The sequence below is a fragment of the Chitinophaga silvisoli genome, assembly GCF_003412465.1.
GTDB lineage: Bacteria > Bacteroidota > Bacteroidia > Chitinophagales > Chitinophagaceae > Chitinophaga > Chitinophaga silvisoli.
Map to the genome: position 1 here is coordinate 961,353 of NZ_QTJV01000001.1, position 12,277 is coordinate 973,629.

Sequence of the window (12,277 nt, forward strand, 5' to 3'; positions counted from 1 at the left end):
TTTACGCCACCGCCATCGTCTGTGACACCGGCATCCTCGCTATCGTAGACTCAGACCCCTTAAAAAACTGAAAATCCTGATTAAACAAATCCTGGCTATAATTCTCACTCTTCGTAATAAACGACTGCCACTGCTCCACATTCATCTGCTGCATATGCCTCATCGCATCTCTAAACCTCAGCATCCTCGCATACAACTGCGGGGTTATCCCTATCACCTCCATAAACTTACGCTCCAGCGTAGGCCTTGAAATCTTAAACTTACGCACCAGGCGCTCAATATTCACATGCCCCTGGTGACGCAGCATATAATCCGCCACCTCATCCATCTGCTTCAATGAATGCTCCTGCGTCATCATCATATCCATGAATACTTTATCCAGACTCGCATCCAGCTGCATATAATCAGTAGTCGCATTAATCGCATCTACCAGGTGCTGCCACTGCCCATTATCCTGCTTCAGCAAATCACGATAATAATTGTTAAAAGCAGACATGTTCAAACCTGCCAGTTTATAACAACCATACGCATTCAGCTGTACCACAGTCATCTTTACCGGACCCTGTACCTTAATCGTATGATGACAGGTAAAATGTCCTACCACAGCAGCTTCAGGCAAGGCAAACGCTGCATGTTGCTCAGGCTGAAAAGTGACCTCACCTTCCTGCAGGAAAACCATGTACAGGTCTCCTAAAGAAAATAAATTCTGAGGAAGATGGAGCAAACCATCATTAGCATTCTGTAAATGATAATAATGTTTTACATAAGGGGCAAGCGATGCTGCCGGAGAATAGATACGGAAGTTCATAGGATCAGCATTAGGTGGTTAGTTCGGTTACTTCACATTCCAATCAGGGTCTCATTTCTGATACAAACATAGATATTAGAAAGTATATAAAAAAAATTAATTTGAGTAGCCTGAAGCACAATGCTTTATAAACGTAAAATCCAATCAAAAGCAATAAGGGCCGCAATTTGCGGCCCTTATTGTACAAGATTTTTATCCCTGAATTCAGCTAGTTTTTCTCCGGATCCCATCCCCAATTCCTTCCCTTATCCAATGCAGGCACCCCCTTCGAAATCCACTCCGGAGCCGCAGCCCCCTTCAGGAAATGATCGAAAAACTGCTGCTCACGACGTGAGATATCCTTCCTGTTCTGCCGCTGCATCAGGTTATGCGCCTCATTATTATAATTCAGCATCCATACAGGTTTCCCCAGCCTGCGCAAACCTGTAAACAGCTCTATCCCCTGGTACCAGGGCACTGCACCATCCGCGTCATTTGCCATAATCGCCAGCGGTGTCTGCACATTCGGCAAATGGAACAAAGGAGAATTCTCTATATACAACTCCGGCTTCTCCCACAAGGTAGCCCCAATACGACTCTGCGACCGCTCATACTGAAACTGCCTGTTCATACCACTTTCCCACCTGATACCACCATAAGCACTCGTCATATTTGCCACCGGCGCACCTGCCCAGGCTGCACTAAACAAGTTAGTTGCAGTAATGAGATACGCTACCTGGTAACCTCCCCAGCTCTGACCCTGGATCCCCATCTTCGTACTATCCGCCCATGGATGAGCCGCCAATGCACGCGCACCACTCACCACATAATCATACGCACTCTTACCCGGATGCCCGTTCACATAATGAATATCAGGTACCAACACCAGGTAACCCCTGCTCACAAAGAATGAAATATTCAACCGGGAAGGAGTCGGTGCTGGTGGTATATACCAATACAATTGCTCTGACAGTTTCTCATAAAAATACATCAGCACCGGATATGATTTCGTGCTGTCAAAATCTTCCGGTTTATACAGGATCCCTTCTGCAGGCTGGCCATTATAAGCCGTCCACTTAAAGAGTGAGGCTGTACCCCAGTTATACTCCGCCTGCTGTGGATTGAGATGACTCAGCTGCACTGCATGAGGAATATCATTACCACCATATACATCCGGAGATTGCTGATAATTTTCCCTGGAATACAAATAGTAATTCGCTGCTTCTGCCTTCACCAGTTTAGTATAGTTGTAAGGTCCCATCACCACAGGTTTCAGGTTACTCTTTGTACTTTCTGTGGTGTAATAACCATTCTCTTTTGTAATCTCATTGAAGGTTTGCAACACCAGCTGCTGGCCTGCTTTCAGAAAGCGCTCGTCTTTAGACAATTTCACATAGCGGAACACCAGGTGTTGCTGTCTGCCTACTCCACCTGTTATCATTACAGGTGCCTGCTTGCCGGAAGGATCTACTTTCCATATATCATAACGGTCATAGATATACACTGCCGCATCTTTTTCAAGCCATGCTGCAATGCCGTAATTACCCGGTGTTTCCGGCTGATCATCTTCTTCATCGTATACCTGAACCGGAATGTTTGCCGTGATATTGCGGGTAGTACCTGTAGCAGTTTCGTAAGTGAAATAATGCTTCCGATGCAGATCATACCAGATCACATATTTCCCATCAGGAGAAATGTAAGAGGTACTATCCAGGTCTTTGATGATCAATTTACGTGACGCATCGGTAATACGCAGCAGGTAAGATGTCTTCAAGGTGCCGCCGGTCCATTGCATCGCCACTCGCTGGCCTTTATCCGTGTAGGCGATTGCATAGTCACTGTTACCTTCATCTGCAATCACCACATTTTCCACATCTTTATCTGCCAGCTGCAATACTTTTTTATTGTCAGGGAAATAAGCAGCGAGATAATTCTTTTGCTGATCTTTTTCCAGGTTCTTTAATTGCATGGGTTGCAGGTAATCATCGAGATAATTCCACACATCCACTTTCGCTACTTCGAAATCTACGATGTTTGTATCCTTTGCTGGCGGAACAGGGGCAGATCCAAAGAATAATCTTTCTCCATTTCTGCTGAACCATACTTTCCCGTTCTGGCTTACAGACCAGCCGGCAGGAAAGGCTTTGGTGTTTTTATCTGCTACGATACTACCTGTATCCTGACCTGCCCTGAAGTAATATAATTCATAAAACTGCTGCAGCGCTTTTGCACTGTCTCTCGTATTTACCCAGGCAGCCTGTTTACCTGCATCATCAAATGCCAGTTGCGTTCTGTTACCAAAACCTCTGCTCAGCGTATCTGCTTTTCTGGATGCTACATCCCAGCGCAGCAAGGCATCGCGTGTAGTAGAATCTTTTTTGTCAGCCACCAGTTCTACCAGCAGGTAATTGCCGGTTTTACTGATTACATAATCCTGCACGTTTTTAATCGTATCCTGTTGTTGCCTGTTGAGTGATACAATAACGAGGTTGCCGCTGCTTGTATCTGCCTGCGGTTTTTCCAGCAGGTAAGCCAGCAGGCCACTTCCTTTTTCCGGTGTTTTAAAACTGCGGATGGTCCCTGTTTTATACACGGTATCAGCACCCGGATATAAGATCCCCAGCGAATCTTTCGGCATCTCTGCCGGTTTTTTCTTTTTAATTTTTGCCTGTCTTACAGCTGCAAAAGTGGGTTTAATAGCGAAGACCACATAACGGTTGTCCTCCGTGATCAGCGGCGAGCTGCCACGTGGTACCGAAATCTGTTTCTTTGATTTTGTGTCATAAATCACCAGGGAAGCATCGCCCTCCTGTGGTGTAATGGTGTATGCAACTAACTGCCCGTTGTTGCTGATGACTTTGGTGCCAATGCTTTGCCAGCTATCATACACACTATGGTCAAGTGGTTTTTTTGCTGGCTGTTGGGCATAGGTGAGGAGAGAAATGCCGGATAGAACGGCTGTAACCATTATTTTTTTCATAAGACTGGCAATTTAAAAAAAATACATTTTGGCAAACCGGCAAAATGTATGAAAGGTCAATTTTCAAATAATAGTATTTTATCCCAATTGCCGCTTTCTGCGTGAATCAACAAACATATTTGCATAAATCCCCCAAAAAAATGCAGGAATATGCGGTTTTTATCCTTTTTTTTATTTGTTTTATGCTACAGGGAAGTAAACCCATTATGTGAGAATTTTTATCAACCAGCTTTAACTATTGAACTTAACATTTCATCTGAGCCATAGTAGATAGTTGATCGTAAACATAGCACTATGTAGCTACAGGGTATTCATTTATTGGGGTAAACAAATACCACACAGTTCATACTGGTTTATTAAAACTGCGCCCGCTGGCGCTGCAGGGATGCTTTTGCCTATTTATTCATAAAATCAATGCTATGCGAAAATTTGCCGGAATGATGATAGTCCTGCTGCTATCCTCATTATTACAGTCATTTGGCCAGACGGCACCGGTAACAGGTACCGTGTTGGCAGAAGACGGGAAGACCCCATTGATTGGTGTAACCGTAGTCAACGCGGCCACCAAAAAGGGAGCACAAACCGATGCCAGCGGTCACTTCAGCATCGCCGCTGAAAAAGGACAGCAACTCGTCTTTTCCTACATCGGTTACGGCGTAGTAAAAGTAAATGCCAGCGATGCTACCAGAATCATCATGAAGCCGAGCAATGGTGAACTCGGCGAAGTCGTAGTCACCGCTATGGACATCAAGCGTAATGCCCGTGAACTCGGTTACTCCGTGCAACGTGTAAGCGGTGATGAAATTGCCGCCACACAGCGCGAGAACTTTGTGAATGCTTTACAGGGTAGGGTAGCAGGTGTCACCATCACACCTACCACCGGCCAGGCAGGTTCCGGCTCCTCTATCGTACTCAGAGGCTTTAACTCCCTCTCCCTGAGCAACCAGCCACTCTTTGTAGTAGATGGGATCATCGTTGACAACCAAACCCTGAACCAAACCTCCAATGGCGGTGCAGGTATCGGTCTCGTCTCTGACATGGCAAATAAAAACAGTGATTACACCAACCGTGCGGCAGACATCAACCCTGCAGACATTGCCAGCATCACCGTGCTGAAAGGCCCCGAAGCCACTGCACTGTACGGTAGCCAGGCCAGCTCCGGTGCCATCGTAATCACTACCAAAAGAAGCAAAGGAAAAGGCATCCACGTAAGCTATGACAATAGTTTCCGTACACAGAAAATTACCCGCTTCAATAAAGTGACCAATGCCTACAACACAGGTACTGATGGTGTGTATACCTCCATCTTCCAGTCAGGTAGCGGTACCTTTTTCGGCCCTAAATACAGCGATACCACCAAACTGTATGATAACGTGCACAACTTTTTCAGAACTGGTTTTACACAAAGCCATAACCTCGGTGTTGACTTTGGCGTGAAGAATTCCGGCTTCCGTTTCTCTGCATCCTACATCAACCAGGATGGTGTGATCCCTAACAATAATTATAAGAAACTAAACCTGCGCTTATCCAACTCCACCAAAATTGGTAAGTATGTAGAAATCACGCCCAGCTTCTCTGTCATCAACAGTGTGAACAACAAACCACTGCGAGGTGCCGGCGGTTACCTGCTGGATTTATATCTCTGGCCTACAGATCATGATATTCATGACTGGCAGGATTCTACAGGCGGCAAAGCCACACTCGTAACCGGCAACTCTCCAAACGCAGAAGTGGACAACCCTGTTTTCAGCGTGCAACGCAACCTCAGTCAGGATAAAAACAACCGTTACATTGCCACCCTTGGTATCAACATTAATCCTTTCCCATGGCTGTCCCTCGCAGGCCGCTTTGGTTACGACGCTTATCATACAGACGGTTATATGTTGTACAATCCTGACTCCTACAACGTTACCGCTGCTCAGAATGGCGCATTGGAAAACTACTACCTGAAATACTGGAGTTATAACCACACCATCACAGCTACTGCTACCAAAACATATAAGAAGTTCAACGGTCGCTTAATGCTCGGTACCATGTGGCAGGATAATGAAACAGGTATGTATGCAGTAAGAGGTACCAACCTCACAGACCCTATGGGCACAGACAGCAGCAATACAGATCCTACTACCCGTACCCGCCTGCTCAGGAATGCAAAAGGTGAGTACAACATGAGCATCAACAGGAATATTGCCTACTTTGGCGAAGTAGCTATCGGTTACAATGACTATGCTTTCGTGAGCTTTACACAGCGCTTCGAAACTACCAGCATCATGCCTGCTGCCTCCCGAAATTATAACTACCCAGGTATCAGCGCCAGCTTCATTCCAAGCGAATTGATCCCGGGTATGAAAGAAAGCAAAGTGCTGAGCTACTGGAAACTCCGTGCTTCCATGGCAAGTACTGCACGCCTCTCTGATCCATACGCCAATCAGTCTGTATTTGTAAATAACCTGGCCAGTGGTGGTGGATACTCTTATGGGTATACGAATGCAAATCCTAACCTGAAACCGGAAAGACAAAAGACCTATGAAATAGGTACAGAGTTCAGAATGTTCGACGGCAGAATCAATGCTGAAGTATCTTACTACAACACATTGGTGAAAGACCAGATAGCACAGGGGTTCCGCGCCAGCTATGCAACAGGTTTTATCCTCAATACCATGAACGCAGCTTCTACCCGCAATAAGGGTATTGAAGCGATGATCAGCGCTTCGCCTATACGTAAAAAAGACTTTGGCTGGGACCTGACCCTGAACTTTAACAAGATGTGGAACGAGGTGCTCTCCATACCATCCACACTCACTGAATACTACATTGCAGATACCTGGGTCTATGGTAATGCAAGAGGTGGTTTGCTGAAAGGCGGTTCTACCACTACTATCACAGGGTATCACTATTCACGCAACAACAAGGGCGCTATCCTCATCAACCCGCTGACTGGTCTGCCTGTCATCGATGCAACCTTTGGTGTGATCGGCGATCGTAATCCTGACTTTACACTGGGTATCAATAATACCCTGCGCTATAAGAAATGGTCACTGAGTTTCCTCTGGGACCTGAAAGTAGGCGGCGATGTATTTGATGCAACTGATATGTACCTGACCGTACAGGGTAAGGGTATCAAAACTGCTGACAGAGAAACTGCCCGCGTAATCAAAGGTGTGCTGAACGATGGCTTGCAGAACACAGAAAAACCTACAGAAAACAATATCGTAGTACTCCCTTATCGCCAGCAGGCTTATTACACCAATATGCCTGAGGAAGAATTTCTCCAGAAAGATGTGAACTGGTTCCGCCTCAGAGACCTGACCATCAGCTACAACTTCGGCAAGTGGAAAAAGATCAGCAATATCGGTGCATTCGCCACCTTCAATGACCTGGTCCTGATTACCAACTACAGGGGCGCAGACCCTGTGAGCAATGGTAATACTTCGGCGAACAAAGGCGTAGGTGGTTTCGGATTTGATTATGGTAACCTGCCTGCTCCGGTGAGTGCCAACTTTGGTTTAAGGGTTTCATTTTAATTAAAAAACTACAGGTATGACTAAGAATAAATTGTTGAAATATGCCTGCTTCGGCACTATCATAGCGATGCTGGGTACAGGGTGTAAGAAGCTGATAGATGATGCCTACACCAATCCCAATGCGGATGTGGAACAACCGATCGAAACATTACTGCCCAATATGATCTCTAACCTGGTAAACAGTTATACCGCCAATGGTACCAACTATGGCACCGTGGTAGATAACTATTATACCGGTCGATATATCCAATACTGGTGTGCAAATGCCAATGGCAACCAGTACGACAAAATGGGTGGTGCAACAGGTTCCAGCGATATCATGGGCAACCTGTGGGCAGCCCACTACTATGGCATGGGGCAAAACCTGAACAAGGTAGTGCAGTGGGGTATTGAGCAGAAGAAATGGGACTATGTGGGTGTTGCCTATGCACTGCGTGCCTGGGGATGGCTCAGTCTCACAGATCAATATGGTGAAGTAGTATTGAAAGAAGCCTTCAACACCAGCCAGGATCAGTTTGATTATGATTCACAGGCAGAAGTATATGATACCGTGCGTGCCGTTGCGTTCCGGGCACTGACATATTTAAATATGACCGGTGATAATGTAAGCGCTGCCAACCTTGCCAAGGGCGATGCATACCTCTTTAACGGGGATGTAAATAAGTGGAAGAAATTTGTATACGGTGTGCTTGCACGTTCTTACAATCACCTTTCCAACAAAGCTACTTACCAGCCTGATTCAGTGATCAAGTATGCGGACCTGGCCATGAGCACCAACGAGGACAACGCTATCTACAGGGTAGAAAATGCAACTACCAGTGCTACTAAAAACTACTTTGGTCCTTTCCGTGCAAACATTGGTTCGCTTGTACAGGGTGAATACATTGCCAACCTGGAAAGTGGTAACAACACTGTTTTTCCTGTTGCCGATCCCCGTGCTTACTACCTGCTTCGTGAAAACTTCAATGGTACATTCAAAGGTATCCGGCCTAACTATGGTGCTACCGGTAGTACTGGTCTGGATACTGCCGATCTGCCCCGCAACTATTGGGGTGGCCAGTATAGTTCTTCCAAATCACTGAATCCCCGTTACCTCTATGCGGACGATTCTCCATGGCCGGTGATGACGGCCACTGAAATGCAATTTATGAAAGCAGAGGCAGCCTATCGTAAAGGGGATAAGGCTACTGCTTTAACGGCCTATACCAACGCAATCTCCCTCAGCATGGATATGATGTATAATTATCCAACCAACATTCCTGCCGGCAAGGAAATGACGGCTACTGCCAAAGCTGCATATATGGCCAATCCCAGCGTGGTACCTACCAGTGCGAACCTTACCCTTACACATATTATGCTGCAGAAATACATCGCTTTGTATTGCTTTGGTGTAAATGAAACCTGGGTAGATATGCGTCGTTTCCACTACACAGACCTGGATCCCGTGACAGGTGCACAGGTGTATGCAGGATGGACACCTCTCAGCGCTGCTGACCTGTTTCTTAACAACAACCAGAAACTGGCTTACCGTTGTCGCCCAAGGTACAATTCAGAGTACCTGTACAACATTCCTGCACTGACAGCATTGGGTGCTTTGGAACTGGATTATCACACGAAGGAATGCTGGTTTTCACAAAAATAAAAATATTCGATATGCGTAGATTCATATTAGCAGGTATGGCCTTACTGATGGGGGTAACAGCCTGTAAAAAAGAATTCACGATTCATGCTACTGAAGAAGGCACAGGTGGAAAAGCGTATCTGAAAATAGTGCATGCATCAACGAACCTGGATACATTCAACCTGTATGTAGGAGGTACAAAAGTGAACGGGGCGGCTATTACGTACAATGGCATTTATCCGGTATCCGGGGTCAATTCTTATCTGACGATTGATCCGGGTACACAAACAGTGGAGTTGTTTAAACCGGGTACTTTGGTAGGCGATTCAATCAGTTTACAAAGTTTCAGTGATAATTTCGAGGCGGGTAAATATTATACTTTTATTCTGACCAGTGCAGGGCAGCTCTTTACTGAAGATGCGTTTCCAAAACCTGATACCGGGGTAATAGCCGTACGCTTTATTCACACAGTATTAAACGATACGACCGGCAAAACCGTCGATCTGTATTCAGCAAAACATGGCGTGGTGGCAACAGGATTGAACCCCGGTGACCTGAGTGATTACAAGACGATTCCTTACAATGTAAACGTGAAGGATACACTCTATGTGACCCGTTCAGCAGCAGCAGGTACACCATTGTCAGGCAGGGCTGTTTTTGCTACCATGGCACTGACAACAGGTAATATCGCTAACCTTACGGTACAGCGTAGTTACACGGTAATTTTCAAAGGTAGTATATCAGTCACTTCCGGCACAAAGGCACGTGGTCTGATTGGATATGTACATTATTAAAAATAAAAAGGGCGCTTCTGAGAAGCGCCCTTTTTTAAAAAATTTATATTGTTTTCGCCACTCTCCGCATCTGCAGAAACACCGAAAGAATAATACACCCCAACCCCGCATAAAAAGCCCAACTCAACTGCTTATTCTCCTGGAACAACACAAAGGCAATAATAATACTATAAACAGGTTCTAAATTAAACGTCAGATTCGTTGTAAAAGAACTTACCTTCTTCAAAGCAGCCATCAGCAACATATACATACACACTGTACAAGCCCAGCTCAGGATCAGCAAATAGATAAAATCCTTTGTAGAAGGCAGCAGGAAATGCTGATTCACCAAATCCAGGTACATCGGCATAAACAGTGATAATACCACAAATCCTACCAATAACTCGTAAAAGGTAATAGAAGGAGAATCGTAATGCGCCAGCAACTTCTTATTCACAATGGTAAACAAGGCCGCAAAAACAGACGACACAATCCCCATAATAATCCCCGTATGATACTGCGAATCAAAATGGAAGATCATCACGATCCCCGCCAGGGTAATCCCGCTCAGCAATAACTCCCTCGCATCAAATTTCCTGCGGTTAATAAGCGGATCCAATATCGCTGTAAACAAACTTGTCAATGAAAAACAGACCACCCCGATACTGACATTGGAGTACTTTATACTCCCATAAAAGAAAAGCCAGTGCATAGCAATCACCACACCATTCAATCCAATAGGTACTAACTGTTTCCACGACAGTCGCGACAACATTCCTTTCCAGCGAAATATAATAAACAGAGAAATGACAGTGAATAATAGTCGGTACCAAACGAGCAATCCTTCATTGAGGGAAATCAGTTTTCCCAGGATGCCTGTAAAACCTGCCAGGAAGACTGACAGGTGTAATTGCAGCAAAGGTTTTTTCATTTTTGTATCAGTCCGCTGCCAAAATGCTGTGACAGCGATATCAGCATGCTCTATTGTTCCTGTTCCTGTAACTGTTCGTTCCGCACTCTTCTCTCATACTTCCTGAACAGGCTCTCCCATTGAATCTTGAGTACTCCCCACACACCTTCTTTAATAATCCCCTTACTCATCTTGGAGTATCCTTCTTTCCGATCTATAAAGGTGATAGGCACTTCCTTCACCTTAAAGCCCAGTTTCCAGGCAGTGAATTTCATTTCTATCTGGAATGCATATCCTACGAAGCGGATCGCATCCAGGTTGATGGCTTCCAGTACCTGTCTCTTGTAACACACGAATCCGGCAGTAGCGTCTTTCACACGCATCCAGGTCACGAAACGTACGTATACAGAAGCGCCGTAGGAGAGGACAGCCCTATCCCATGGCCAGTTTTCTGTTCTGCCACCTTTTACATAGCGGGAGCCTACGGCTACATCCCCTCCTTCTTTTGCACAGGCATTGTATAGCCTGGGCAGGTCTTTAGGGTTGTGTGAAAAGTCCGCATCCATCTCAAAGATGTACTGGTATCCTTTTTCCAGCGCCCACTTAAACCCATGAATATAGGCAGTACCGAGCCCCTGCTTTCCGCTTCTCTCCGAAAGGAAGAGTTCCCCCGGGTGTTGCTTCTGCAAGGACTTTACTATATTCCCGGTTCCATCCGGCGACCCATCGTCAACGATCAGAATGTGAAAGTCTTCCTGCAGTGTGAATACCGCGTCAATGATCTTTCTTATATTATCCTTCTCGTTGTAGGTCGGAATGATGACAAGCTTTTCCAATCAGCTAAGTGTTGTTTTAGGACTGCGAAATTATAATAATCGGGAAATATGTTCCCTATTTTATAAACATTAAATCTTTTTTAACATCATACTATGGTAGATGTCTGTGAGTTTTTGCTTGGTATTCAATGGAAAATCGGCCTTCATCATCCAGTCATAATATTGAGGCTCAATCTTCAGCACTTCTCTGACAGCCCTGCCTTTGTATTTACCGAAGTTGAAAGTTTCCACGCCGTTCTGCATGATCATGCGGCGGGCGAAGTCAACATATTCTTCTTCTTTAGTAAATTCCGCAAGGTGTTCTACTTCTGATTGTAACTGTTCGTAACGGTCGAGCTGGGCTTCCAGGATCTCGTAAGTAGCAAGTGCATCGGCTTCCGCGCTATGTGCATTCTCCAGGTTCTTATCGCAGTAGAATTTGTAGGCCGCGCTGAGGGTACGTTTCTCCATCAGGTGGAAAATCTTCTGTACATCGATGAATTTACGTCCTTTAACGTCGAATTCCAGTCCGGTACGGAGGAATTCTTCTACCAGCAGCGGTATGTCGAAACGGTTTGAGTTATATCCGGCTATATCGCAATTGTCCATGAACTGTCTCAGTTCATTTGCAGCTTGTTTAAAAGTAGGGCAATCCTTCACATCTTCATCACTGATGCCATGAATGGCGGTGGTAGCTGGAGGGATTGGCATGCCTGGGTTGATGCGTTTGGTTTTTTGCTGAATGCTCTTATCGGGCATTACTTTAATGATCGCAATCTCGATAATACGGTCTGTGGCCACGTTGGTACCGGTTGTCTCAAGGTCAATAACGGCCAGGGGCCTTTTAAGTTGCAATGATGGCATGAC

At 45.5% G+C, this 12,277-nt stretch carries 8 protein-coding genes; 3 read left to right on the plus strand and 5 right to left on the minus strand.

What is annotated here, in order from left to right; translation table 11 throughout:
* Position 1 precedes the first annotated feature (1 nt).
* Both DXN04_RS03890 and DXN04_RS03895 read right to left on the minus strand, forming a co-directional pair.
* Positions 2-808 carry a DUF6597 domain-containing transcriptional factor gene (locus DXN04_RS03890; RefSeq protein WP_116851970.1) on the minus strand — a complete coding sequence of 269 codons (807 nt, stop codon included), beginning with the start codon at positions 806-808 and terminating at the stop codon, positions 2-4.
* 208 nt (positions 809-1,016) lie between these two features.
* Positions 1,017-3,767, minus strand: a complete 2,751-nt coding sequence (locus DXN04_RS03895) for an alpha/beta hydrolase family protein (RefSeq protein WP_116851971.1) — start codon at positions 3,765-3,767, stop codon at positions 1,017-1,019.
* 419 nt (positions 3,768-4,186) lie between these two features.
* Between DXN04_RS03895 and DXN04_RS03900 the strand changes: the two genes are divergently transcribed.
* The 3 genes from DXN04_RS03900 to DXN04_RS03910 are packed head-to-tail and all read left to right on the plus strand — an operon-like array spanning position 4,187 to position 9,706.
* Positions 4,187-7,291 carry a SusC/RagA family TonB-linked outer membrane protein gene (locus DXN04_RS03900; RefSeq protein ID WP_116851972.1) on the plus strand — a complete coding sequence of 1,035 codons (3,105 nt, stop codon included), beginning with the start codon at positions 4,187-4,189 and terminating at the stop codon, positions 7,289-7,291.
* Positions 7,292-7,307: 16 nt separating this feature from the next.
* Positions 7,308-8,933 (plus strand): SusD/RagB family nutrient-binding outer membrane lipoprotein, encoded by a 1,626-nt coding sequence (locus DXN04_RS03905; RefSeq protein ID WP_116851973.1) that lies wholly within the window; start codon positions 7,308-7,310, stop codon positions 8,931-8,933.
* Between the two features lie 11 nt (positions 8,934-8,944).
* Entirely contained in the window at positions 8,945-9,706 is a 762-nt protein-coding gene (locus DXN04_RS03910) for a DUF4397 domain-containing protein (RefSeq protein ID WP_158568836.1), read from the plus strand.
* Between the two features lie 43 nt (positions 9,707-9,749).
* Here DXN04_RS03910 and DXN04_RS03915 read toward each other — a convergent pair whose 3' ends face one another.
* The 3 genes from DXN04_RS03915 to DXN04_RS03925 form a co-directional block, all read right to left on the minus strand.
* Positions 9,750-10,616 carry a DMT family transporter gene (locus tag DXN04_RS03915; RefSeq protein ID WP_116851975.1) on the minus strand — a complete coding sequence of 289 codons (867 nt, stop codon included), beginning with the start codon at positions 10,614-10,616 and terminating at the stop codon, positions 9,750-9,752.
* Between the two features lie 50 nt (positions 10,617-10,666).
* On the minus strand, positions 10,667-11,431 hold the full coding sequence (locus tag DXN04_RS03920) for a polyprenol monophosphomannose synthase (protein WP_116851976.1): 765 nt from the start codon (positions 11,429-11,431) through the stop codon (positions 10,667-10,669).
* Positions 11,432-11,500: 69 nt separating this feature from the next.
* A complete protein-coding gene (locus tag DXN04_RS03925) occupies positions 11,501-12,274 on the minus strand; it encodes a 3'-5' exonuclease (protein ID WP_116851977.1) in 774 nt (257 codons plus the stop codon).
* Positions 12,275-12,277: the final 3 nt, after the last annotated feature.

Coding starts and splice junctions, on each gene's coding strand:
- DXN04_RS03890 (WP_116851970.1), bottom strand. CDS start 808: ATGAACTTCCGTATCTATTCTCCGGCAGCATCGCTTGCCCCTTATGTA.
- DXN04_RS03895 (WP_116851971.1), bottom strand. CDS start 3,767: ATGAAAAAAATAATGGTTACAGCCGTTCTATCCGGCATTTCTCTCCTC.
- DXN04_RS03900 (WP_116851972.1), top strand. CDS start 4,187: ATGCGAAAATTTGCCGGAATGATGATAGTCCTGCTGCTATCCTCATTA.
- DXN04_RS03905 (WP_116851973.1), top strand. CDS start 7,308: ATGACTAAGAATAAATTGTTGAAATATGCCTGCTTCGGCACTATCATA.
- DXN04_RS03910 (WP_158568836.1), top strand. CDS start 8,945: ATGCGTAGATTCATATTAGCAGGTATGGCCTTACTGATGGGGGTAACA.
- DXN04_RS03915 (WP_116851975.1), bottom strand. CDS start 10,616: ATGAAAAAACCTTTGCTGCAATTACACCTGTCAGTCTTCCTGGCAGGT.
- DXN04_RS03925 (WP_116851977.1), bottom strand. CDS start 12,274: ATGCCATCATTGCAACTTAAAAGGCCCCTGGCCGTTATTGACCTTGAG.